The organism is Salinicoccus jeotgali, from assembly GCF_055379195.1.
In genome coordinates this window covers 526,453-551,364 of record NZ_AP043830.1, presented here as the reverse complement: position 1 = coordinate 551,364, position 24,912 = coordinate 526,453, and the positions used below count along the sequence as shown (strand labels likewise).

Genomic DNA, 24,912 nt, shown 5'->3' with positions numbered 1-24,912 from the left:
GCAGGGTGAGGACATGAATAGAACTGGAGAACAGGCACTTGTATTGGAACCCGTATCCCATCAGATTGAGATATTCTACTTTTTCGATCCGTTCTCAGAAGACTGTCGCGCTCTGGAGCCCGTCATCAACCGGCTCCAGATCGAATATCGCGGACATGTGACAGTCAAAAAGATACTTGCACCTTCCCTTCAGGTCCTGACCAAATGTCAGGCCCAATCCACAACAGATATCGACAATATTGCACTGGCCTATAAAGCCGCCGAAATCCAAGGCCGCAACAAAGCCCGCGCATTTATGCGCTATGTGCTGAACCGCATAATGCCAAACCGTAACATCTGCACGATTGAACATATGGAAGAGAGCGCTCGCCTTGCGGGGCTCGATGTCAAGTCGTTCACGGCAGATGCCCAATCGAGTTCGGTACGGAGTCTCCTCAGGCGCGATCTGATGGTCTACCGTGAAATGGATGTCGAATCCCTTCCGTCACTCGTCTTCTTTTCAGGAGATGTCGAAGCAGAAGGCATTAAAGTGGAAGGTGTATACCCATACCATATCTACACGTATATCATCAATGAACTCATCGACCATGAAATAGAAAAGAACCCGTTGCCAAGCATCCACGACTACATTGAGACATATGAAGTCGTCAGCTTCCACGAACTCAAGACAGTTTTCGAATGGCGTACCGGTCTTTTATTAAATGAATTGAAAAAACTCAGATTGCAGCGGCTGATTGAAGAAGTCGAGACGGAAGCCGGCTTCTACTATCAGATACACGGCGGATCGTCGGTATTGAGAGAATAGTTTTAACAGCACACCCCCTGTCAACTGGATGAAGATTCGGCGGCCGGGGGTGTTTTTTGATTGCTGGGAGAGGTTGCCTATTCTCGTTCGTTAGGCGGACGAGCGAAAGTTAGATGCCTAATTCGCCTTCGTTGCCCGAACCAACGAGAGTTAGACACCCAATTCGCCTTCGTTGCCCAGACCAACGAGAGTTAGACGCCCAATTCACCTTCGTTCCCCAAACCAACGTGAGTTAGACGCCCAATTCGCCTTCGTTGCCCGAACCAACGAGAGTTAGACGCCTAATATCGGACGTTCTCCATTTATGCTATGATATAGTCACAAATAGAGAGGTGACACTTGATGCCGGCAAATGATTTGAAGCATCTGCTTTCACATATAGAAATCTTCCGGACTCTAACTGAAGAAGAACTGGAACTTATTATAAATATTACATCGCAGCGTCGATTTTACCGTAATTCACATATATTCCGCCAAGATGAACCGATGACCCATGTCTATTTCGTCTCGCACGGTAAAGTAAAGATCTATCGGACTGATGGGAGCGGCCGGGAACAGATTGTGAATTTTTTCCAGTCCGGCGAAATGTTCCCCCACCATGGCTTGTTCCGTAAAGACCTCTATCCTGCAAATGCTATAACGACGGAGAAATCAGAACTATTTTCCATCTCGAAAGAGAATTTCGAGGATCTGCTTATGGCCCATCCGGAAGTATCAATCAAAATGTTCCGTACCCTCGGCCAACTGATCGTCGATCTGCAGAAACGTCTGCAGGATAAAATATTCAAGTCAACCGACAAACAGATCCTCCTCCTGTTCGAGCGTCTCCTCGCCAACCATGGTGAATGGGTCGACGAAGAACGTACACGGCTACGTACAGACATGACAAAGCAGGATATCGCGAATATCATCGGCACATCGAGGGAGACTGTCAGCCGCAGCATCAGCACTTTCAAAAAAGAGAATATCCTTACAGAAGATGAAGCGGGCTATTACATCGTTCACCACCCCTCCTTGCACCTATACTTATAAAATGCATATGAACAACAAAACGTCCCCCACTCAGGGGGACGTTTTATCGTAATATTGGGATTGGTCTGTAAATAGCGTCAACACTATATACAAAATCAGGCATAGGCTGAAGAAAGCGAATCCCCAGCCGACCGTCTTCTGGTCGACCATCAGATAATTGTTGCACAGAGTGCTTTCATAGAATACATATAAGTAGCCCATGATGCTGAATATTACAGCGAGGATGATGAAGACGATGCTCTCAGTCGCCTTGCCGACCTTGGACCAACTATCCCGCAGCGGTACAGCAGCCAAGAAAGGGAGTGACACAAATTTAAACAGCTCCACTGTAAAAATTTCGAGTGATTCATCCATCGCCTTCGGGATCATCCAATATATCACGATCAGCAGAAACAAAATGATTCCGGGGATGCCGCTGCTGTTCCATTGATTGAAGAATGATCCGAAGTGTTTCTTAAAGAACGGATACATCAGTATTCCAGACACGAACAATAACGGCATCTGCATATGCATATGGAAAGCCATGATCGATTCCATCAGGAACCTGACAGGAGGCAGGGCCAAAAATATGAATAGGATCAAGCCATACCAGAATTGCTTCATGATGCTCCCCCCACCCTATGTTCCAATGCTTCCACTGCGGCATCCACGTCGCGATAATCCAATACTTCAAGCAAGCCCCCATCCGGTCCGATCAGATAAAATGATGTATTGTGTTGAAAATCGCTGTCGCCTTCTGGTATGACCGTCACGCCATATGTGTCGAGGGCGGCTTCAAGATCCTCTGATTCCGGGACACGGAGCATTCGCCACGTCTCCCCATCCGCATTGAAGTAATCGGCATACCGATCCAGTACCGGGACCGTATCACGCTCCGGGTCAAATGACATGCTGAGGAAGACAAGATCGTCCTTATGCTTCACAGCATCCAATTTTTCATATACTTCCTGCATGCTCGCTTCCATGCGTGGGCATGCAGTAGAACATGAGGTATAGATGAATGTCATCAATATGTGCTTGCCTTCGAAATGATCGAACGGATAAGTCCGTCCTTTATTATCCATCACTTCGATATCTGGAAAGTCGGGTTTCTCACTCTTCAATGATTCGATGCGTTCAGCCTCGATCGTATAGATCCGGAAGCCATCCGTCGAGATGCCGAACAGAAGGCTCGCGAGCACAAGGATGACGATGATCGAAATGATATCTTTTTTCATGATTGCCCCCTCCTTTCCGGATATTTACCAGGTCCTGTGCGGTGGAGATCCTGGAGGCGCATTCTGGATGAGGTCGACCAGCGGAACGATGTAGCCCATCGAGATGATGAGTATCGCCACGATGACCCACAGACCCCAGTTCTCAGTCCACTTCGGTGTAGGATGCGCATTATCTTCAACTTTGGAATTCATGAACGGCGTCTTCCCTTCCGGTGCGAAGAACATCAGGTGGATGACGATATAGACGATCAGCACTGCGCCCATGAAGAGCAGTATGCCGCCTGTGGCTATGAAGGTCAGATAAGGCTCCCAGCCAAGGGCCATGCTGTTGTCCCCGTAAGTGGTATAAGAAGTCCGTCTCGGTGCCCCGAAGAGGCCGACCATATGCATGACTATAGCCATCAGCACCATGCCGATTGTCCATAGGGCCGTCTGGAACATTCCCAGGTGATGGATGAACGGCGTCAACACCCGGCCTGAGAGATGTGGAATGAGCCAGAAGATGAGGCCAAAGAAGGACATCACGACTGTAACGCCTACTGTAATATGGAAGTGTCCGACTACCCAAAGTGAATTGTGGACCACCTGGTTAAGCTGGTTGTTGGTCTGCGCGATGCCGCCGGCACCACCGATGATGAAACCAATCATCGCAATCATGATGGTCAGGAACCTGACATCGCCCCATGGCAATACCCACAGCCAGCCGAGGAGTCCGCGTCCGCCTCTTTTCCGTCCTGTCCGCTCAAGCATCGCAAACATCGCGAAAGCAGTCATCAATGATGGGAAGGCGATGGAAAGACTCATGAATACATGCATGAATTTAAGCCCTTCGGAAAAAGCCGGATCCACAATCTGATGGTGGAACCCACCCGGCACATTGAGGATGACGACCAGGATGACGACCATTCTGGCGAGCGAATCGCTGAATAGGCGGCCGCCGATGATTTTCGGCAATGTCACATACCAGATTGAAATGGCGACGAGATACCAGACGTTGACGAGTGTATGGCCAAAACTCCAGAACAGGGTGCGGCTAAGCATGACGTTGATCGTCTCCGTCCATCCGAATGCCCAAGGGATGAGCATCAGGACTTCCATCGTCACCCCAATCGTCCCGATAATGACCAAGGTGTAGATGCCGACTGCGAAGAATGCAAGGAGAGGCAGATGTTGCCCTTTATTCCGCTTCTTCCATTGGAAGGCACTGATGAAAATACCCAGGCCCGCCAGCCAGATGCACAGTACGACGAACACCAGACCGATGTAGAACCATGGGGAAGCCTGCAACGGTGGGTAGAAAGTATACATGACCGTCGCTTCGCCGGCGAGCACCATGGAAACGACGAGCACTGCTCCGACCAGGAAGCTCGCCAAGCTCGACCAGCCAAGTATACGGACCGTCTTCGACAAGCCGCCGAGTACATGGTTGACAGCTGCATATAGGTAACCGTTGGTGAATAATGTCGTAAAGGCGAGGATCAGCAATATGCCGTGCAGGGTAAGGACTTCATAATAATTGAACTCAGCCGGCAGTTCGAAAAGCCCACCTCTATTCAACCCCTGCAGCAATCCGAGTGTCCCACCGATCAGCAACATGATGAAGGCCAGGAAAAAGTGGACCAGCGGAAGACGGTTCTGTTTCATTTTCGAATTTAGTGTCTGTGTCATGATCTATTCCTCCACTTTAATGTTGGCAGACATCATCTGATGCCCGGTGCCGCAGTATTCATTGCAGATCATGATGAATTCCTCAGATTCATTGAATGTCTGGGTAATGCGCTGGATCTGCCCTGGGACCACCATCGTATTCAAGTTCGTATGTGGTACATTGACGCCGTGGATGACATCTTTTGAAGTCATGATAAAGGTCACTTCCGCGCCTTTTGGTACAGTGATTTCACTCGGTTCGAATGCAAACGCCTGAAGCGTCATCACTACCTCATATTTGTTGTTGCCGACTTCATAGACGCCTGGATTATCAAATGGTGCCGTCTCTTCAACTTTTTCCGGGTCAATCGTCTCCTTGTGGCTCGGTGGGGCCATTCCTTGTGCAAATGCCTGATAGCCGGTGATAGCCATCGATATGACAAGTATGGCCACTCCGATGACTAGCCATATTTCTTCAAATTTATGAATTTTCATCTCTTCATCCCCCTTAATATCTCATGATGTAGATCATCAACAATAGAATCATCACAAGGGCGATTGTGCCGCCCACAAATACCACTGTTGAAAACAGCGTACCCTTCAAGGACTCCATTTCTTCGTCCGTTTGTTCATAAACTGTATTGAACGGTGGTTTTCTGTATTTCTGCTTCATATCGAAGTCTCCTCTCTCCATTGAAATAGCTGTCCGTCTGACTTGGTTTCAATTATAGGTGAGAGTGGACATTTTTAACGTGATATATATCACGGATAGCCAGGACGAATTTGTGACAGTTGTTGTTCATCCATCCTTCATGCGTTTTTGCCAATAAAAAAACACGGAATCCAAAAGGATTCCGTGCTTCATATATATTATTATCTTTTTTTAAAAAAAAGCAGCACACCTTCTTTAGTGTGCTGCTCAAACAAAGGGGATGGGAGAAATTTTTCACTGTTACAACAAAGGGGTATGTTTCAGTGAGAAAAATTCCATATACGTAATATACCACGGTTAAAGGCCTCAAACAACATTTTGCATGTCTTTTCACAATATAGACAAAATGAAAACGTATTCAGATTATACTTGTACAATTTTCGTCTACATGTCTACACAATTAAAGAAATCCGAACCTCAAAGGTTCGGATCCCATCATCATATTTCCTTGAGCAGTGCCTCGAACTGATCGAGCTGTGATTCGAATACTTTCATCGCGTTCTCAACTGGTTCAGCTGTCGTCATATCAACTCCTGCATTCTTGAGGACGTTGATCGGGTAATCTGAAGACCCCTTCTTCAGGAATTCATTGATATAGCGCTCAGCTGTCTCAGACCCTTCCTCAAGTACTTGCTTCGATAGGCTGGCTGCAGCTGCGTAACCTGTAGAATACTGATAGACGTAATAGTTCATATAGAAGTGCGGGATGCGTGCCCACTCTGCTTCAATATATTCATCGTACTCCATCACGTCCCCGAAGTATTTGCGGTTGAGCGCCCCGTATACTTCGTTGAGGCTTCCGGCAGTCAGCGGTTCGCCCTGTTCTTTCATAGTGTGGATTTTGTGTTCGAATTCAGCAAACATGGTTTGCCTGAATACTGATCCCTTGAAACCTTCGAGCTGCTCATTCAGTAGATAAAGTTTTTTCTTTTTATCCTCAAGGTTCCTGAACATGTAATCTGCAAGCAGCGCCTCATTGAAATTACTCGCAACTTCGGCGATGAATATGGAGTAGCCGGACATGTTAGATGGCTGGTTCTGCCTGCTGTAGTAACTGTGGACACTGTGGCCGAACTCATGGGTCAAGGTGAACAGGTTGTTGACATTATCCTGCCAGTTCATGAGGATGAAAGGATTTGTGCCGTAAGTGCCGGAAGAATAGGCGCCGCTTCTCTTGCCTTTATTTTCATAGACGTCGACCCAGCGGTTCTCCAAACCTTCCTTGACGATGCCCACATACTCTTCGCCCATCGGTTCTAATGAATTGAGCATCCATTCCTTCGCTTCCTCATACTCGATCTTGAAATCGACATCTTTCACCATCGGTGTATAGACATCATACATCTTCAACGTATCGAGTCCGAGCAGCTGCTTGCGCAGTTCAGTATACCGATGCAGCAGATGCAGATGCTCATTGACGGTCGTCACCAGGTTATCGTACACTTCCTCCGGAATGAAGTTGTTGGAGAGTGCCTGATGCCTTGCCGATTCATAGCCGCGTGCCTGGGCTTCGAAGACATGTGTGGAGACGACACCCTGCAATGTCTGGCTCAATGTATTCTTGAATGAACCGTAAGTCTTATACAAGTTTTCATAGGCTGATTTGCGCAGTTCACGGTCGCTTGATTTGAGGAGATCGATGTAGGTCCCCTGTGTGAGTGTATGCGCATTTCCCTCAGCATCAATCGCATCCGGGAATTCAAGATCAGCATTATTGAACATGCCGAACGTCGACGTCGGGTTGGAGAGCACTTCTCCTGCCTGCGCCATAAGTTTCTCTTCTTTGTCGCTGAGTATATGTTCCCGCTTCCTGTTCAATTTCTCAAGGTCGAAGGAGAACTCGGAGAGACGCTCATCCTGGCGCCATTCTTCTAATGTATCTTCGTCAATCTGCAGGATTTCAGGCACCAGGAAACTCCACGCCGTATTGAATTTGACGACCAGTGTGCGCGCTTTGGCTTCCATGCCGCTATAAGTGTCATTCGATGTGTCCTGGTCATGCTTAAGGTGCGAGTAGACGAATAATTTGCCTATCTCCTCCGTCAACTCCCGCTGGGTATGAAGCGCTTCTGATAGTTTTTCCAGGGAACCAATGCCCCCTTCGAACTTCTCCGCTTCATCAAGTCTGCCTTCTAGTTCTTTATACTTCTCTTCGAATGCATCATCCGACTCGAAGATGTTTCCAAGATTCCATGTATACTTCTCCTGTTGTTCTTCACGTGTTATTACTTTTGCCATTCTGTACCCTCCAATTTTCAGATAGTCTAATTTTCTCAATATTGCGTATAAATTTCAAGTCTCGAAACTTATTGTGAATTGTATAACGTCTTATAATCGATAAGCAGCCTGTGGATCACCTGCTCGCTTTGAGGTGTCCCCTGGATTTCCCGCAGACGTATGAAGCGTCTGAAACCATCAATCGTAAAGCCTCCCCGCTCCAGGACATACATCAGATACAGTTTCCATTCGAGGGGACTGTTCATGATCCAGCGCTCGGATTCTGTAATGTACAGCAAGTGCTTCGGCAAATCATTCGGGTTGAGCCCAAGCTGATAAATATATGTAAGAGTAGGATTCAAACGACTTTTCTGCCGGCGTTCATGTTGGATGAGCCGTTTGATATCCTGTTCATTCATCTTATGCGTCTGGTGGGGTGTCAAATTATGCTCAGAAAGCAATGCTTCCGCATCCATGTCCTCTACACTGAACAGCCATCGGCCTGCACCGATGTGATGATGCAGTACCCATTTCTTTAATTGTCTATTTGTCCCCTGATAAGTAAACAAGGCACCATGGAATTGTGTCGACAACTGGAAATGAGTTGGAATAACATGAATCCCATTGACACGAAGTGCCATCTCATCAAGCAACCATATGACGTCCATGCCGAGCGTATGGTATCCTTTTGAACGTTCGATGATGAGCATGGGAGAAATCGCAGAATATTGGATTTCGATGGCGCGCTTCCCTACAAGCAGGTCTGGAATCTGTTCTATTTCAGCCAGGTAATATTCCATTGTGACTTTATGATTTCTACTCAGTGTAAGATAAAGTTCATGTTTTGCTGATAAATGTGCCAGTGATTCCTTTTTGTAGAGATGGCGTATGCAGTCTACTATGCGATGGTGGGAGAAATGGTGTGTCTTTACATTGCCTGATTTCAATACGACCCGCTCCAGGCAGACCGGACAGAAATATTTCCTGTTCTTTACCGCTTCACTCGCAGTGACGTTGCCGCCGGTTTCATCGTGGGCTATAAACATAAAAAAACCTCCTCATCTATATATATGGATGAAAAGGTTAAAAATGATTTATTTTAGATACAGATAATTTAATTTTCTTGAAAAACTTTTCTTACTTTGCCCCTGACGTTCATGCTCATGATGATCTTGCCATATTCTTCTACAATAAGGCTGGATGTTTCAGCAGGTGCGCTATACTCGAGGAGTTTTGCTTCAATCCGCTCTGTGTCCATATACTCCATACGGTGGTCGAAGAATATTTGATAGTAATATCTGCCTTCATGGACGATAAGTAGATCTTCATACTGTGTTTCATCCACTTCGACTTCGTAAGAATACTTGATGAGGTCTTCCAAGTCTGCAAATCTAACCATTACGGGTTCCTTCGTTGTCGGAATGGTCTGGTCCTTCTCTCCTGAAATGTTTTCCAGGAATGATTCAACATCTTTATTATTTATATCCATAGGGTTCTGCTCCATTGAGAATGGTTTATCATCCTGAGATTTGGACACGACCACTTCGATTCCTTTGTCATAGGCATGCACTTGAATCCATAGCGGCCCGTCCATTGAAAATTCTTCTTCATGCTCGTGGTTCACTTCATCCATGATTGACCAGAAAAATTCTTCTCCGCGCTTGCGGTTCAACCATAGATCTTCTTTATCATAGCCGCGTTTTTCGATGTCCTGATAGGTGATGAAAAATTTGATCGTCGATTCATCAATTCTTTCAATCCTCATACTCCCACTCCTCTCCATAAAGTATGGTCTTACTTATACTATACCTTAATGTGCTAGGGTAAAACCACTTTTGGAATTGTCATATCATTATACGCCAAAATACCCACAGTTTTCAAACAATCTGCGGGCATAGCACTTTAAGTATATGACTGATCTCGAGTGCTCTTTTTTTAGAGTTCGGCGAGACGTTTTGCTTCCTTGAGGTGGAATGTCCTTACCTTACGTGGAAGGAAACGACGTATTTCATCTTCGTTATAGCCGACTTGGAGACGTTTCTCATCCATAATAATAGGTCTTCTCAACAGACCAGGGTTATCCATAATCAATGTATACAATTCCTGCATCGGCATAGTATCGATATCCACATTGAGTTTCTGGAATGTTTTAGATCTGGTCGAAATGATTTCATCCGTTCCATCTTCAGTCATGCGAAGAATCGCCTTAACCTCCTCCAATGTGAGAGGTTCAGAAAATATATTTCTTTCAGTATATGGAATTTCATGTTCTTGTAACCATGCTTTCGCTTTACGGCATGATGTGCAGCTTGGAGAAGTAAATAATGTTACCATGGGGCTCACACTCCAATTTCAAAAGATTTGTAATGCTAGTCTTTACCCGGTTCCGTTATTTTTTAATCCTAATTGATTAAATTTAATGGGAAACCGACTTCAACTTCATCTACACTTTGTATTATACTGCACGAACATTAAAATAAAATGAGAATTCCTTAATAATCACACAAATTTTCAATTAATTTATGATGTTTTTATATTTATACAAGACTATTTGCTTTATTGCAAGCAACCGAGAAGTCTATTATTATAGGAGTAATGACTAACTTAAAGGTGATGACACATGAAAACATTATTTTCCGGCGTCCAGCCGAGTGGGATTCCCACAATCGGCAACTATATCGGCGCATACAAGCAATTCGTCGAGTTGCAGGATGAATATGATGCGTATTTCTGCATCGTCGACCAGCATGCCATAACCGTGCCCCAAGACCGTCTTAAACTGCGGGATAATACAAAAAAACTCGCAGCGATCTATCTGGCTTCAGGACTCGATCCGGAGAAGATCACATTGTTCATCCAGAGCGAAGTGCCAGCCCATGCGAAAGCAGCATGGATGATGCAGTGCGTCGGATATATCGGGGAACTTGAGCGTATGACACAATATAAAGATAAAGCACGTAAACAAAACCAGCGCGACGGCATCAGTGTAGGTCTTCTTACATATCCTTCACTGATGGCTGCTGATATTCTGATCTATGGAACCGATATCGTACCGGTCGGGGAAGATCAGGGCCAGCATCTTGAACTCACCCGTACACTCGCGGAACGTTTCAACTCAAAATACAATGATGTCCTGACCGTACCTGAGGTCAAGCACCCGGAATACGGAGGCCGCATCATGAGCCTGAACGACCCTACCAAAAAAATGTCGAAAAGTGACGACAACCAAAAAGGGTTCATATCGCTTCTCGATGACCCTAAGGCAGCTGCCAAAAAGATACGCAGTGCCGTTACAGATTCAGGCAGCGACATAAAGTACGATAAGGAAAATAAACCGGGCATCGCAAACCTTCTGACGATCTATACCTCCCTGACCGACAAAAGCATCCAGCAATTGGAGCAGGAATATGCAGACAGCAATTATGGTACATTCAAATCGGATCTCGGGGAAGTGGTGGAGCAGTTCCTCATCGAATTCCAGGAGAAGGTCAACCATTACCTTGAAAGCGGTGCGCTTGATGACATCCTTGATGAAGGTGCCGTGAAAGCATCGCGCAAAGCGGATAAGATGGTCGCTAAAATGGAACGGGCCATGGGTCTCGGCAGAAAGCGGAAATAAATCTCATCATCTCCATACAAAGTGCTTCACCATAGCATATAAAAGCGCCTCCCTTCATGAAGGGAGGCGCTTTTATAATTAAACATCAGTCTACATACTTTTTGAACACAAGGCTTGCGTTATGCCCACCGAAACCGAAGCTGTTGGAAATTGCATATTCCAAATCTGCTTCCACCATGCCCTGAGAGACATAGTTCAAGTCACATTCAGGATCTGGTGTGTCCAGATTGATGGTCGGATGGACTTTGCCTTCTCTCAGGCTGAGCACTGTAATGATTGCTTCCATGCCGCCTGTCGCTCCGAGTAGGTGACCAGTCATGGATTTCGTGGAGTTTACGAGCAGCTTATCTGCGTGCTCTCTAAATACCGAACGGATCGCCATCGTTTCGAACAAGTCGTTGTATGGTGTGCTTGTACCATGTCCATTGATATAGTCGATCTGTTCCGGTTTCAAGCCTGCATCTTTCATCGCTTCCTGCATTGCACGCGCTCCACCTTCTCCACCTTCAGCCGGTGCTGTAATATGATGGGCGTCGCCAGTTGTACCGTAGCCGACTACTTCACCATATATTGTGGCGCCACGCGCTTTGGCATGTTCCAATTCTTCCAGCATGACGACACCTGCCCCTTCGCCGATGACGAAACCATCACGGTCCTTGGAATAGGGCCTGGATGCTTTGTCCGGATCTTCTGCAGTCGTCAATGCCTTATTGGCCTGGAAGCCGGCGATGCCCATACGGGTGATCGGTGCTTCAGTACCGCCTGTGACCATCGCATCAGCCTGGCCGCGTGCGATGAACTTGAACGCTTCACCGATCGAGTTCGTACCTGTCGCGCATGCCGTGACCGTTGCCCCGTTCGGTCCCTTCAAGCCATGCTTGATGGACACCTGGCCGCTTGCCATGTCCGGGATCATCATCGGTACGAAGAACGGGCTCACCCGGCGTGGTCCTCGTTCATACAAGACTTTAAAGCCATCTTCCAGAGCCTGGATGCCGCCGATGCCGGAACCGATCCAGACACCGATGCGTTCACGGTTGTCGTCTGTAATGTCGAGGCCGCTGTCTGCGACCGCTTCATCAGCAGCCACCATGGCATATTGGGTGAAGCGATCCATGCGGCGCGCTTCTTTCCTGTCCATATAGTCTTCTACATTGAAATCTTTCAGTTCTCCTGCCACATGGACATTATATTCGCTGTTGTCTATTCGTGTAATCTTATCTATCCCATTTACTCCCTTTAGGGCATTCTCCCAGGTTTCAGGCGCTGTATTCCCAATCGGCGTCAGCGCTCCAACCCCTGTTACAACTACTCTTCTCTTATCCATGAGTCTCCTCCTTATTATCTCCCCAGGTCAGGCAAATTGCACCCCAGGTCAGCCCGCCTCCGAAGCCGACCAGTACGAGGGTGTCTCCGTCCTTTATCTTACCATTTTTAACTTCATGATGGATACTTAACGGTATTGAAGCGGCTGAAGTGTTGCCGTACCTATCAACTGTTACACTCATACGGTCTTCAGGCAGCCCCATGCGTTCGCGTGCAGCATTCATGATGCGTATGTTGGCCTGATGCGGCACCAGCATATCAATATCTTCCTTAGTAAGACCTGCTTTTTCGGTAACGTTGACACTCGATTCTCCCATCTGTCTGACCGCAAATTTAAATACTTCGCGGCCGTTCATCCGGATGTCGCCGGTGTCTTCGTCATCGTACAGATAAGAACCGCCTTTACCGTTGCTGCCGAGTTCAAAGGAGCGTATGCCATATCCTTCGGACACTTCCCCCATTACTACAGCACCAGCTCCGTCGCCGAAAAGCACTGCAGTGGAACGATCGTCGAAATCGGTGATGTTGGATAGCTTATCTGCTCCGACCACCAATACATTTTTATATGTGCCGGTTTCGATGAACTGACTGGCTGTCACCATGGCATAGATGAATCCAGTGCACGCAGCGAGCTGGTCCATTGACGGTACCGCTTCAAGCCCTAGCTTATTTTGGATTGTCGTCGCTACCGTCGGAAATTTATGATGTCCGGTCGATGTCGCAACAATGACCAGATCGATGTCTTCCTTGGCGACTCCGGAGTTTGCTATCGCCTCCTCCGCTGCTTCATACGCCATATCACTCGTTTCCATTCCTTCAGCAAAACGCCGTTCTTTTATACCTGTCATTTCTGTAATCCATTCATCTGATGTATCCAGAATTTTTTCGAAATCATGATTGGTGAACACTTTTTCCGGCACGTAGGTTCCGAGCCCCAATACGCCAACATTTTTCATTAGACCACACCTTATACTCTCATATTATAACTAGGTACTAATTTATCATAATGAATTATTCTGCACAACAAAAATGCACCCATGCTCTGCATGGGTGCTACCTGGGTGCAACCTTATTCAGTTACGCCCCATTTGTACGGAAGTGTCTCTTCATCGTATCCTAGTTCAATACCGAAGTTTGTAACCCTCTCATTGACAGGTACGACATATGCCCTATAAAGAGTCGGTACGACCGGCATTTCCTCGACCATAAGTGCTTGCCATTCGTTGTAGATTTCTTTCCTCTTCTCTACATCAAGTGCATCAGGCGAGTTGCCATCTTCCATCAACTTAGTGCTTTCTTCAGTTTCGTAACGTGGATAGTTGAATGCCACATCCGGGCCATACAGGCCATACGGGTCTACATCAGAGCCTACGCCCCATGCACCTTGGTAGATGTCGACTTCAGGATCGTCGTTTTCAAGCATGTCGTAGAATGTATTGAATTCTATCAGACGATCATTTGTCAGACTGACGTTCAAGCCGATATCCTTCCAAGATTGGATGTAGTAGTTTGCGAGCGGTTCAGCAGTGTCTCCACCGGACATTGAAGCGAAGTTCAATTCGAGTGGTTCGCCTTCTGGTGTTTCACGGAAACCGTCATCGTCTGTATCTTCATAGCCTGCATCATCCAGAATCTGTTTCGCTTTTTCAGGATCATATTCTGGTGTTTCGATGCTGTCATCGTGCCACTCAGCGTGGTAAGGCGTGATCAGTGTAGTTGCTTCCCAACGAAGGCCGTTGTAGAAACGTTTACCTACAGCTTCATTGTCCATCGCGTGCCACATCGCGCGGCGCAGTTCTTTATCGCCGACTTTGGATTCTTCAGGTTTGTAGTCCACTTTACCTTCTTCTTCGTTCCACTCACCGAGCTTGAAGCCGATATAAGTGTAGGCACCATCGATATTGGCAAGCCACTCGACACCGTCCATCTCAGCTACGTCCGGATATTGGTCGGTCGGGAAGTTGATTGCATAGTCTACTTCACCTGTTTCAAGAGCATTGGCGATTGATGAAGGTGATACAACACTCAACTCAAGACCTTCAAGGTTTGGTTCACCTCTCCAATAATCTTCAAACTTACTCATTACGATCGATTCTCCAGGTGTAATGGAGTCTACTTTATATGGCCCAATGCCAAGTGGGTTTTCGCGTGTTTGAGGTGCTTCAGCCATATCTGCAATCTCAACGCCTTCGTAGTGGTGCTCAGGCATTGCGTAGTACCAGAAACCGCCCGCTGTAAGTGATGGTGCGATTTCCTTATATGTGAATACAGCAGTCTGATCATCGATTACCTCGATGCCTGAAATGGAGTCTGCATCTCCTGCTTTATACTCATCATAGCCTTCAATCAGAGTGAATCCATCGGTTGCACCGCGGATACCCGGATAGTCAGGATGACCGATGACTTCGTATGAGTATACATAATCATCTATTGTAACTGGTTCCCCATCATGCCATTTGACGCCTTCTTCCATTGTGAACGTCACTGTCTTGTCGTCTTCATTGACTTCAAAGTTCAATGCCCCGTCATTTGTAAACTGGAAGTCTTCATCCATTGTAAGCAATGGTTCATCAAACAATCCCAATACTTCAGCATCTGGATTACCTTGATACAAGTTCCAGTTCAATGTGCCTTCAAAAGGCGTATCTGAAGTCAGACCGACTTTCAGTGTGCCTTCCCCAGTTGCTTCTCCATCGTTGGAGACAACTTGGTTGAAGTCTTCATAATTATATACTTCTCCAGACTCCCCTTCTGCCTCACCTTCATCTTTCGATTCTTCTGATGAGCCTTCAGAACCGGAGTCGCCGGAGTCTTCTGACGTTTCTTCTTCCGATGATCCCCCGCCGCATGCAGCAAGTGCCAATACAAGTACCAGCATCATGAAGAACATCAATTTAGACCATGAATATTTCCCCATCTTATTTCCTCCCTATTGATGAAATTAAAACAATATATACTCAGTTCAGCTCTGGGCTGAATCTTAGTATCAAAAATGCCATGCATTCGTGGATATGTAATGTAATCCATCCACAATATTATCACAATTGTCAGAAATATCAACGACTGTCAGTTAAAGTTTTCCATTATAAGTGTATTATTGCATTAATTTTTTCGTCTTTTGAAAATTTTCTGTTAAGTTTTTGAAATCGCTTACAAGTATATTGAAACTTAACCCCCAAACTAATGGGGGTAGAGCCTAACATTATGCTTTACGTTGTCTTGCATCTCCAGCGCGTCTCATCGCTTCTCCTATATTCCGCACGCATAGCATCAGAACCAGAATCATGATGGCAGCCGGTACCCATATCCAAGGTCTATGCTGGAGTGTCTGGGAATTGGTTGCATAGGCCATCAGTGTTCCAAGTGATGGGTAATCTTCCGGAAATCCGAATCCGATGAAAGATAACCCTGATTCAATCCCGATATTTGCTGCCAGAGACAGCGTGCCATTGACGATGATGATACCGACAAGGTTCGGGATCAGCTGGGTAAAGACGACTTTCATGTGGGAACTGCCAAGCGTCTTAGACGCGTTGATATAGTCGAGCTCCTTTTCCTGCATGGCCAATGAACGCACCAGCCTAGCTGTGCCTGTCCATAGGAATGCCGCCATTATAAAGGAGAATGAGAAGATGTCATAGGATGGCGAAATCGTTACAAATACGATGATGATCATCAGGAAAGGCAGTACCATGAAAAAGTCTACAACACGCATCATGGCGTTATCAATCTGGCCTGCAAAGTATCCCGATACCACTCCATAGACGACACCGAAACCAACACTCATCAAAGTGACCAGCATACCGATCGCCAATGAGTTCCGTGTCCCTATGATCAATTGGCCAAAAATGTCCCGTCCGCCATAATCGGTTCCAAGCCTGAACATATCATTCGGCGGCTCATTGATGGCGAAAAGGTCGACCGTGACGATTTCCTGACGGTTCAGGAACATCGTCAGACCAAACACATAGGCGGTGATGATGACGAATAGGATCAGTGAAAAGAGCGCGAGCTTATCTGCAATCACTTCCTTCATGATCACTTTCCACCCGGGCGGACTCTTGGGCAGATTTTTGGAGTCCAGTGCCCCGTGTCCCGCCGCCCCATGCGGGATGTCTGCCTTGACTGTCATGTCCATATCGCCCTTTTCGTATTCATGGGCTTCATCATCATGCGCTTCGAACGGATCTCCCTGGACCGGACGCTCTTCTCTTGGGTCATTATTCAAGCGGGACTCTTCATTTTCATGATCTATATTTTTATTGTAGTTATCTTTATTAGCCAATTTTTACGCTCCTTCCTATTTTATTCGGATCCTAGGATCAACGATGCTCAAAATGATGTCGGACAACAGCGCACCTAAGATTGCCAGGATGCCGTAGAACAGGATCAGAACATTCGCTACACTGAAGTCGCGTGTCGAGATGGAATCCAGGAACAGCCGGCCCATGCCAGGGTAGCTGTAGATCATTTCGATGAAGATTGAACCGCCGAGAAGGGCCACAATCTCATAGCCGAAGAATGCTGCGATCGGCAAGATTGAGTTTCTGAAGATGTGTCTATTGTAGACGGACGATTCTTTCACACCTTTCGCACGCGCAAGTATGATGAAGTCTTTCTGCTTCGTTTCTATGATGCCGCTCCTCAAGTACTGCACTGTGCCGACGAGCCCGATCAGTGCTATTGCGAAACTCGGCAGTACGAGGTGGTTTATCTTGCTCAGTATATAATCTATCGAACCTGGTTCAAGCCCTGGGCCGACTGAACCGCCGGTTGGGAACCAACCGAGGCTGTAACCGAACAACCATAGGATGACCAGACCGAATATGAACTGTGGTGTAGCAAATCCGAGGTATGTATACCCGGTGATTGTATTATCAAGGAGAGAATCATTGTAGCGTCCTGAAACGAGACCGAGCGGCAAGCCGATCAAGTAGATCAGGATGGTGGAGAACAGTGATAACCATACTGTGTTCATCAACCGGTCCCCTATGACGTCCATGACAGGTCTCTGGTGGAATATCGAAGTTCCGAAATCTCCCTGGAACATGGCGAATATCCAGTCCCTGTATTGGATGTGCCAAGGGTTATCAAGTCCAAGCTCTTCCCTTTTGGCCTGGATGGCCTCTGCAGGGATGTTCGGATCAAGCAGACCTGAGAGTGCATCCCCCGGCATGAGCGAACCAAGAAAGAATACGAGGATGCTCAAAATGATCAGCTGCGGGAAAGTGATCAGCAACCGTCTAATTGTAAATTTCAGCATATATTCATCAACCTTTCACCGGTAGCGCAACTCTGTGCGTCTTTGAAATGGACTGCAGCGGGAAAGCCCGACCTTCTTCGTCGAGGTTTTCGTCGAAATTCTGATCGTACTCTTCTTTGATCTTCTGGCGCAGGGCCAAATTCCTTTCCACTTCATCCACGTCCGTATCAGGAATCGCTGCAATCAGCCGTTTCGTATAGATGTGCTGAGGGTTGCTGAAGATTTCTTCAGTCGTGCCCTCCTCTACGAGACGACCATGGTACATGATGCCGATATGGCGGCACATATGGCGGACTACTCCCAGATCATGGGCGATGAACATCATCGTCAAGTCCATATCCTTTTGGATGTCCTGCATGAAGTTGAGCACTTGGGCCTGTACGGACACATCCAGTGCCGACACAGGCTCATCTGCAATGATGAGTTTAGGGTTCAATGCAATCGCCCGGGCCACACCAATCCTCTGGCGCTGTCCACCCGAGAATTCATGCGGATACTTATAAAGCGAGCCTGGTGGCAGGCCGACCCGGTTCAACAGGCCGAGGACTTCGTTGATCAGTTCTTCCTTCGACCTTTTATGGTAGTTCTTGATGGGCTCTGCCACTATATCGAAAACGCGTTTACGCGGATTCAATGAAGAGTAGGGATCTTGGAATATCATCTGGATATCATCACGCACATTCACTTTACGGCTCTTTTCGTTAAGCTTCTGGCCATCAAAATAAATTTCTCCGGCGGTAACGTGGTTAAGGCCCATGACCGCCTTGCCAGTCGTAGTCTTGCCTGAACCCGACTCACCGACTAGACCATATGTCGTACCTTCCGGTATGCTGATGCTGACGCCATCAACTGCTTTGACATAGTCTTTGACCGTATTGAAGAACCCACCCTTTATCGGGTAGTGGACTTTCAGATCTTTTATCTCCAGTAGATTCATTACACATTTCCTCCCCGGGTGGCCATTTCATACTCACGCTCATCAATGTCTACATAAGTTTCCCCTGCCCCTTCCAGGCTGAAGTTCTTATAGCATGTGCAACGTACATGATGGCCTGGTGCGATTTCACGTAACTGTGGATTGTATTCGTGCTCTGAAGCAGGAACCCAAGGAATGCGCGGCGCAAACCGGCAGCCTGTGCGGTCCATCTTGTCGAGTGCAGGGACGACGCCCTGGATGACATGCAGCTTCTTACCGAGCATATCTTCAGTCGGCAAGGAATTGAGCAGCGATTTCGTATAGGGATGCTGTGGATTCTTGAACAATTCCCTGACAGGCGCCACTTCAACGATCTGACCGGCATACATAACTGCGACACGGTCCGCCATTTCTGCGACGACACCGAGGTCGTGTGTGATGAGTAGGACACCTGAATTCAATTCTTCCTGGAGTTCCCTGATGAGGTCCAATATCTGGGCCTGGATTGTGACGTCAAGTGCCGTAGTCGGCTCATCCGCTATCAGCATCTTCGGACGGTTTGCAATGGCGATGGCGATGACCACACGTTGGCGCATACCACCCGACAATTCATGGGGATAGGCTTCTCCCACCCTTTTTGGCCGCGGGATTCCCACTCGGTCAAGCAGTTCTATAGCATATGATTCCCTTTCATTCTTTGGTTTGGTGTTATGTATCTTCAGTGTTTCGATAATCTGCTGTTTGACCTTCATAAGCGGATTCAATGCTGTCATCGGATCTTGGAAGATCATAGCCATATCGCCACCGCGTATTTTATTCATTTTACCTTCATTTTGTTTCAGCAAATTCCGACCAAGAAAATTCACTTCCCCTTCCATGCGTGCTTTAGTATGAAGCCCCATAAGTGAAAAGGCCGTAGCACTCTTACCCGAGCCTGACTCGCCTACTAACGCAAGCACTTCATTCGGTTTAATATTCAATGAAACATCGTCTACTGCCGGAAAGTATTCGCCGCCTATTTTAAAGGCAGTTGTAAGATTTTTGACCTCTAACAAATTTTCAGACATTCTATTTCACCCATTCTTCCTCTGTTTCATAATGTACTCCATATCGCTTTACTGCTTTTGTGACCTTAAATCTGAGGCTGCTGGAGATCGACTCGCAGTGGCTTATATCCATCAATCGCAAACATGTAATATTATTCCGGATAAATAATACTTGTTCTGTAGCAATAAATGGCAGATTTTGTGTCTCTAGTACTATTGTAAGTTTCTATATTTCAAAACGCAATAACCATTTTTTGAATTGTAGCAATTTTTAACTATTTCCAAGAGTTAAATATACACTAGAAAATAATGCTTTTCAACTGTATTTAAATAAAAACCAGCAAATTATGAAATCGCTTTCAATAAAGTGTATTTCTGTCTATAGATTTAATATTTTATGAAAATAAAATTCAAAGGAATATTTTCGATAGATTGCCACTATACATGTAATTCCATTTAAGGTATCATTAAAATATATAAATTTGTAGTGGAGGCAGGACCATGAAGTATCTTATCAGTTTTATCTGGGCTCTAATGTTAACCCAGATGGTTAACTTCGTAATCAACAGCCTTGGCGGCGGTGGCCCACTGAATGTCTGGAGCGGTTTACTGCTTGCAGTGATCGTCACGCTGACAATCTTTGTTCTGGATTTCATGCTCAAACCTGAAGATACCGACGAAGTACAGCATAACCATTAATCACCATAAAAAACGACCTGCCATATACGGCAGGTCGTTTTTTATGCTTCCATTCAAATTCTGAGACTGAATGCTTCCGTCTCCTCAACCAATTTTGCGACCAATGACTTTACCGGCAACTGGCGCGCCATATTCTTACCCTGACCGGCAAGCAGCATCGCATACTCGGTAGAGCCCGCTGTCTTTGAAGCGTCTTGGATGGGCTGGGTCAATTTTCTATGCACAGGATACTCGACCACGTGCTCATCATGTTCGGTCATTTCCTGTATAAACCGGTTCTTGACTGCCCGCGCCGCACGTCCTGTGAACAGACGCGTCAAAACTGACGGTGTATCGCGGTCTTTTGAGAGCGCCTGCTTATGCACTTTATGTGCCCCGCTTTCTTCTGCAGAGAGAAATGCCGTACCAAGTTGGACACCTGAAGCTCCAAGAATACGTGCAGCCGCTATCCCCCGGCCATCCATGATACCTCCTGCCGCAATAAGTGGGATATTGGTGTGATCTTGTGTTTCCGGGATTAAGGTCATCAGACCATTCAAGCTGTCTTCAACACCCTTCAGGAAAGATCCACGGTGCCCGCCCGCTTCAGCGCCTTGCATGACAACCGCATCAAATCCTGCACGTTCGATTTCCTCTGCTTCACTGACGGTGGTGGCAGTAGCGAGTACAACAATGCCTGCTTCCTTCAACCGTTCGATATGACGATTATCCGGAATCCCGAATATAAATGAGCAGACCGGAACCCGGTCTTCAATTACAGCATCAATCTGCTGCTCGAAGCGTAACTCAACCGACTCAGGTGTCGCCGGGGTGACTGGCTCTTGTTCAATCCCCAATTTATCATAGACCAGCTTCAGCGTGTCAAAAGCGCGCGCCATATCTGCGGTCGTCACTTGGAAGTCCCATGGAACAAAAAGGTTCACTCCAAACGAATGCGTAGTCTTCTTTTTAACTTGCCGGATCAGCTTGCTAAGTGCCGGTGCTTCGAGGCTACCGCCGCCAATCATGCCGAGTCCGCCTGCATCAGACACCCCGGCCACCAGCTCCGCTGTTGTGATGCCTCCGGCCATCGGGGCTTGGATTATCGCATGTTTTATCCCAAGCATTTCCTTTAGCATCGCATTATCACGTGTATCAATCATTTATCAGCCCTCCTGGCAGTTGCCTGAAATGTCTTTACGTCATACTTTGACTGTCTATACCCCGTTTTAGTGCCTACTATACAATAGTGGACCAATACTTTATCATTAACGCAATACCAATTTTTTATTGAAGGGGGAAAATATGAAGATTCTTCCAGCAATCCGCTCCTTAAAAGATTTTGAAAAACTGATTGGAAGTCCCTATAGATCATGCGTCGTATTGGATATCCATATCGGCCATCTCGACAGTCATATCCGCACCATCAAAAGTCATGGATTCGAGGTCTATCTTCATCTGGATCTTATAAAAGGTTTGGCCGTCGACACCGCTTCCCTTGAATACATCCATCAGAAATATAAGCCGACCGGCATCGTGACCACACGGGGGAGGATCGTCAAAAAAGCACGGCAGCTAGGCATGAAGACCATCCTGCGTGTCTTTGCCATCGATTCTTCGGCCATAGAAAAAAGCATCGAACTCATCGATCAATGTCACCCCCATCTGATAGAGGTGCTGCCCGGGGTCGTGCCAAAAGTCATCCACCTCTTCAAGCAGGAGGTTGCGGCCGATGTCATCGCCGGCGGACTGATTGAAACGCAATCCGAAGTGGATGATGCCATTATGGCAGGTGCCAGCTATGTCACGACAAGCAAAACTTCCCTGTGGTTCGATAATATATGAATACGTCTCCAACAAATAAGTTGACACTTCCGGCTCATTAGGGTAATTTTAGAAGTAAGTTAATATGACACGGAGAAAAAGAGCCCACATCTGTAGCTTTTGACATAGCTACCAGTGTGGGTTTTTTTATGTTCTATTAATGAATTCGACAAACGAAGGAGTGGAAGCAATGAATGAACTCGTTGCAGAATTTGTAGGTACAGCCATATTGATCATTTTTGGGGGAGGTGTTGTCGCCAACGTCACTCTGAAGGGGACTAAATCAAATGGCGCCGATTGGGCAGTTATAGCATTCGGATGGGGATTTGCCGTAACATTCGCCGTCTATGCCATCGGACAGTTCTCAGGAGGTCACATCAACCCTGCAGTAACCCTTGGCTTCGCCGTCGCCGGCGCATTCCCATGGGCCCAAGTCATCCCTTATATGATCGCCCAAGTACTCGGTGGCCTACTCGGAGGCATCATCGTTTGGCTGCATTTCATGCCGCACTTCAAAGCAGAAGAAGATGCCATGACGAAATTGGATGTATTCTCTACATCCCCGGCTCTACCGAATTATGTCGCAAACTTTGCGAGTGAAATCATCGGCACTTTCATACTGGTCATGGGACTGCTCTTCATTGGGGCTAATGACTTTACAGAAGGGCTTAATCCACTGATCGTCGGTTTCCTGATCACCGCAATCGGGCTGAGTCTCGGTGGCACAACGGGCTACGCAATCAACCCGGCACGTGACCTTGGCCCGCGTCTCGCCCATTTAATTTTGCCGATACCCGGCAAACGTGATTCCAATTTCCGCTATGCAGCCGTACCAGTTGTTGGACCTTTGGCTGGCGGTGCACTTGGAGCTGCGGTCTATAACAGTGTTTTCCTAGGAAAATCCGATATTTTTCTTTTCTTAGCTATTATCGCCGTTGTTTTGGTTCTCGTTTCAGGGGTATTTCTTAATAAGAGCATCCTTAAGGATGATGCAGCTAAGATGATGTAGTAATACGCAATATATACTCATATAAAGGGGTTTTATAATGGAAAAGTATATTATGTCACTCGATCAGGGGACAACAAGCTCGCGAGCCATCCTTTTTAATAAGGAAGGTGAAGTCGTCGCTACAAGTCAAAAGGAATTCAATCAATATTTTCCGCAATCCGGTTGGGTGGAGCACAATGCCAATGAAATATGGAGTTCCGTACTCTCGGTTGTAGCAGGTGTTCTATCAGAAAACGACATTAAAGCAGAACAAATCGAAGCAATAGGCATCACCAACCAGCGTGAGACTACAGTCGTATGGGATAAGAATACGGGACGCCCCATCTACAATGCGATTGTCTGGCAATCTCGCCAGACCGCTGAAATATGCGATGAATTGAAGGGACAGGGACATGAAGAGCTGTTCAACCGTAAAACCGGATTGCTGCTCGATCCCTACTTCTCAGGAACCAAAATAAAATGGATATTAGATAATGTCGATGGTGCCCGTGAAAAGGCTGAAAATGGCGAACTGCTCTTCGGCACGATTGATACATGGCTCATCTGGCGTTTTACAGAAGGCGAGACGCATGTAACTGATTATACGAACGCCAGCCGTACGCTGCTCTACAATATACATGAGCTTGAATGGGATAAGGAACTGCTTGATATAATCGAAGTACCTGAAAGCATGCTGCCGGAAGTGAAGTCTTCCAGTGAAGTATATGGCAAGACCACCAAAAACCATTTCTTTGGTCAGAATGTACCGATTGCCGGAGTCGCAGGTGACCAGCAGGCAGCGTTGTTCGGTCAGACATGCTTCAATAAGGGAGATGCCAAAAACACATATGGCACAGGGTGTTTCCTGCTTATGAATACTGGAACCGAAGCGATACAGAGCGACAACGGATTATTGACCACCATTGCATATGGATATAACGGAGAAGTCAAATACGCATTGGAAGGTTCCATATTTGTTGCAGGTTCGGCCATCCAATGGCTAAGGGACGGACTACGCATGTTCAGTGACTCCAAACAGTCCGAATCCTATGCAAATGCAGTTGAGTCCAATGGTGGTGTATATCTCGTTCCGGCCTTCACAGGTCTCGGGGCACCGTATTGGGACTCAGAAGCACGGGGTGCTGTATTCGGGCTAAGCCGTGGCACAGAAAAAGAGCATCTTGTTCGCGCCACACTCGAATCCCTCGCCTACCAGACGAAGGATGTCCTGGACGCAATGCAGAAAGACTCGGGCATTGATCTTGAAACATTGCGCGTCGATGGTGGCGCGGCAGCAAATGATTTCCTCATGCAGTTCCAATCTGATATTCTCGGCACCCCGGTAGAACGTCCGGAAGTGCTCGAGACCACTGCCCTCGGTTCTGCATATCTTGCCGGCCTAGCAGTAGGTTTCTGGGATTCCACCGATGAGATCAAATCTGTTTCTGATACTGACAGCGTATTCGAGGCTAATATGGAACAGGAAGAACGTGAATCACTGTATGATGGCTGGCAGCATGCTGTCGCTGCCACCCAGGCATTCAAACCTAAACAAGGTACAGCAGAAGACGACACAGAATAGAACAGTCACCAGTCTTTACTTCAATCAATATAGGAGGTAA

Annotated in this window: 24 protein-coding genes; 7 read left to right on the top strand and 17 right to left on the bottom strand. The window is 46.8% G+C overall.

All coding sequences use genetic code 11. The annotated features are described in order from the left end of the window. Positions 1-13 precede the first annotated feature (13 nt). Both ACZ43I_RS02785 and ACZ43I_RS02780 read left to right on the top strand, forming a co-directional pair. Complete coding sequence (locus ACZ43I_RS02785) at positions 14-805, top strand: DsbA family protein (RefSeq protein ID WP_344704130.1); 792 nt, start codon at positions 14-16, stop codon at positions 803-805. Positions 806-1,147: 342 nt separating this feature from the next. Further along, positions 1,148-1,837 (top strand): Crp/Fnr family transcriptional regulator, encoded by a 690-nt coding sequence (locus ACZ43I_RS02780; RefSeq protein WP_344704132.1) that lies wholly within the window; start codon positions 1,148-1,150, stop codon positions 1,835-1,837. Positions 1,838-1,867: 30 nt separating this feature from the next. Here the strand turns inward: ACZ43I_RS02780 and ACZ43I_RS02775 are convergent, their stop codons facing one another. The 9 genes from ACZ43I_RS02775 to spxA all read right to left on the bottom strand — a co-directional run bounded on the left by ACZ43I_RS02775 (position 1,868) and on the right by spxA (position 9,964). Then, positions 1,868-2,440 (bottom strand): hypothetical protein, encoded by a 573-nt coding sequence (locus tag ACZ43I_RS02775; protein WP_344704134.1) that lies wholly within the window; start codon positions 2,438-2,440, stop codon positions 1,868-1,870. Then, entirely contained in the window at positions 2,437-3,054 is a 618-nt protein-coding gene (locus ACZ43I_RS02770) for an SCO family protein (protein WP_344704136.1), read from the bottom strand. The genes ACZ43I_RS02775 and ACZ43I_RS02770 overlap by 4 nt, the downstream gene beginning before the upstream one ends. Positions 3,055-3,078: 24 nt before the next feature. Continuing rightward, complete coding sequence (locus tag ACZ43I_RS02765) at positions 3,079-4,722, bottom strand: cbb3-type cytochrome c oxidase subunit I (RefSeq protein ID WP_344704138.1); 1,644 nt, start codon at positions 4,720-4,722, stop codon at positions 3,079-3,081. Between the two features lie 3 nt (positions 4,723-4,725). Continuing rightward, the gene (locus tag ACZ43I_RS02760) at positions 4,726-5,196 is read right to left on the bottom strand and encodes a cytochrome c oxidase subunit II (RefSeq protein ID WP_344704140.1); all 471 of its coding nucleotides are present in this window, start codon (positions 5,194-5,196) and stop codon (positions 4,726-4,728) included. A 13-nt stretch (positions 5,197-5,209) separates the two neighbouring features. Continuing rightward, a complete protein-coding gene (locus ACZ43I_RS02755; RefSeq protein ID WP_344704142.1) occupies positions 5,210-5,374 on the bottom strand; it encodes a hypothetical protein in 165 nt (54 codons plus the stop codon). Positions 5,375-5,851: 477 nt separating this feature from the next. Further along, positions 5,852-7,651, bottom strand: a complete 1,800-nt coding sequence (gene pepF, locus ACZ43I_RS02750) for an oligoendopeptidase F (RefSeq protein ID WP_344704144.1) — start codon at positions 7,649-7,651, stop codon at positions 5,852-5,854. A gap of 68 nt (positions 7,652-7,719) precedes the next feature. Further along, positions 7,720-8,676, bottom strand: coding sequence for a competence protein CoiA (locus ACZ43I_RS02745; protein WP_344704146.1), 957 nt, complete (start codon positions 8,674-8,676; stop codon positions 7,720-7,722). Positions 8,677-8,744: 68 nt separating this feature from the next. Continuing rightward, positions 8,745-9,395, bottom strand: coding sequence for an adaptor protein MecA (locus ACZ43I_RS02740; RefSeq protein WP_344704148.1), 651 nt, complete (start codon positions 9,393-9,395; stop codon positions 8,745-8,747). Between the two features lie 170 nt (positions 9,396-9,565). Continuing rightward, entirely contained in the window at positions 9,566-9,964 is a 399-nt protein-coding gene (spxA, locus tag ACZ43I_RS02735) for a transcriptional regulator SpxA (RefSeq protein WP_344704150.1), read from the bottom strand. Positions 9,965-10,250: 286 nt separating this feature from the next. Here spxA and trpS point away from each other — a divergent pair, with 286 nt between their 5' ends. Beyond that, entirely contained in the window at positions 10,251-11,249 is a 999-nt protein-coding gene (gene trpS, locus ACZ43I_RS02730) for a tryptophan--tRNA ligase (protein ID WP_344704152.1), read from the top strand. Positions 11,250-11,334: 85 nt separating this feature from the next. Here trpS and fabF read toward each other — a convergent pair whose 3' ends face one another. From fabF to ACZ43I_RS02695, 7 genes are all read right to left on the bottom strand, one after another. Beyond that, positions 11,335-12,576, bottom strand: coding sequence for a beta-ketoacyl-ACP synthase II (fabF, locus tag ACZ43I_RS02725; protein WP_344704154.1), 1,242 nt, complete (start codon positions 12,574-12,576; stop codon positions 11,335-11,337). After that, positions 12,569-13,531, bottom strand: a complete 963-nt coding sequence (locus tag ACZ43I_RS02720) for a beta-ketoacyl-ACP synthase III (protein WP_344704156.1) — start codon at positions 13,529-13,531, stop codon at positions 12,569-12,571. Before ACZ43I_RS02720 ends, fabF begins: the two co-directional genes overlap by 8 nt. A 113-nt stretch (positions 13,532-13,644) precedes the next feature. Beyond that, the gene (locus tag ACZ43I_RS02715; RefSeq protein WP_344704158.1) at positions 13,645-15,492 is read right to left on the bottom strand and encodes an oligopeptide ABC transporter substrate-binding protein; all 1,848 of its coding nucleotides are present in this window, start codon (positions 15,490-15,492) and stop codon (positions 13,645-13,647) included. Between the two features lie 285 nt (positions 15,493-15,777). Continuing rightward, positions 15,778-16,860: an ABC transporter permease gene (locus ACZ43I_RS02710; protein WP_344704160.1), complete on the bottom strand. Its 1,083-nt coding sequence runs from the start codon at positions 16,858-16,860 to the stop codon at positions 15,778-15,780. 15 nt (positions 16,861-16,875) lie between these two features. Then, a complete protein-coding gene (gene opp4B, locus ACZ43I_RS02705; RefSeq protein WP_344704162.1) occupies positions 16,876-17,838 on the bottom strand; it encodes an oligopeptide ABC transporter permease in 963 nt (320 codons plus the stop codon). A gap of 7 nt (positions 17,839-17,845) precedes the next feature. Continuing rightward, complete coding sequence (locus tag ACZ43I_RS02700; protein WP_344704164.1) at positions 17,846-18,775, bottom strand: ATP-binding cassette domain-containing protein; 930 nt, start codon at positions 18,773-18,775, stop codon at positions 17,846-17,848. Next, a complete protein-coding gene (locus ACZ43I_RS02695) occupies positions 18,775-19,821 on the bottom strand; it encodes an ABC transporter ATP-binding protein (protein ID WP_344704166.1) in 1,047 nt (348 codons plus the stop codon). The genes ACZ43I_RS02700 and ACZ43I_RS02695 overlap by 1 nt, the downstream gene beginning before the upstream one ends. 480 nt (positions 19,822-20,301) lie before the next feature. Between ACZ43I_RS02695 and ACZ43I_RS02690 the strand changes: the two genes are divergently transcribed. Beyond that, a complete protein-coding gene (locus tag ACZ43I_RS02690) occupies positions 20,302-20,499 on the top strand; it encodes a DUF2929 family protein (RefSeq protein WP_344704168.1) in 198 nt (65 codons plus the stop codon). A gap of 53 nt (positions 20,500-20,552) precedes the next feature. On the opposite strand, the gene ACZ43I_RS02685 is transcribed toward ACZ43I_RS02690, so the two are convergent. Beyond that, complete coding sequence (locus ACZ43I_RS02685) at positions 20,553-21,641, bottom strand: NAD(P)H-dependent flavin oxidoreductase (protein WP_344704169.1); 1,089 nt, start codon at positions 21,639-21,641, stop codon at positions 20,553-20,555. A gap of 142 nt (positions 21,642-21,783) precedes the next feature. On the opposite strand from ACZ43I_RS02685, the gene ACZ43I_RS02680 reads away from it, so the two are divergent. The 3 genes from ACZ43I_RS02680 to glpK all read left to right on the top strand — a co-directional run bounded on the left by ACZ43I_RS02680 (position 21,784) and on the right by glpK (position 24,872). Next, entirely contained in the window at positions 21,784-22,323 is a 540-nt protein-coding gene (locus ACZ43I_RS02680; protein WP_344704171.1) for a glycerol-3-phosphate responsive antiterminator, read from the top strand. A 169-nt stretch (positions 22,324-22,492) separates the two neighbouring features. Next, positions 22,493-23,311, top strand: coding sequence for an MIP/aquaporin family protein (locus tag ACZ43I_RS02675; protein WP_344704173.1), 819 nt, complete (start codon positions 22,493-22,495; stop codon positions 23,309-23,311). Positions 23,312-23,348: 37 nt separating this feature from the next. Next, positions 23,349-24,872 carry a glycerol kinase GlpK gene (gene glpK, locus ACZ43I_RS02670; protein ID WP_344704175.1) on the top strand — a complete coding sequence of 508 codons (1,524 nt, stop codon included), beginning with the start codon at positions 23,349-23,351 and terminating at the stop codon, positions 24,870-24,872. The last annotated feature ends 40 nt before the right edge of the window (positions 24,873-24,912 follow it).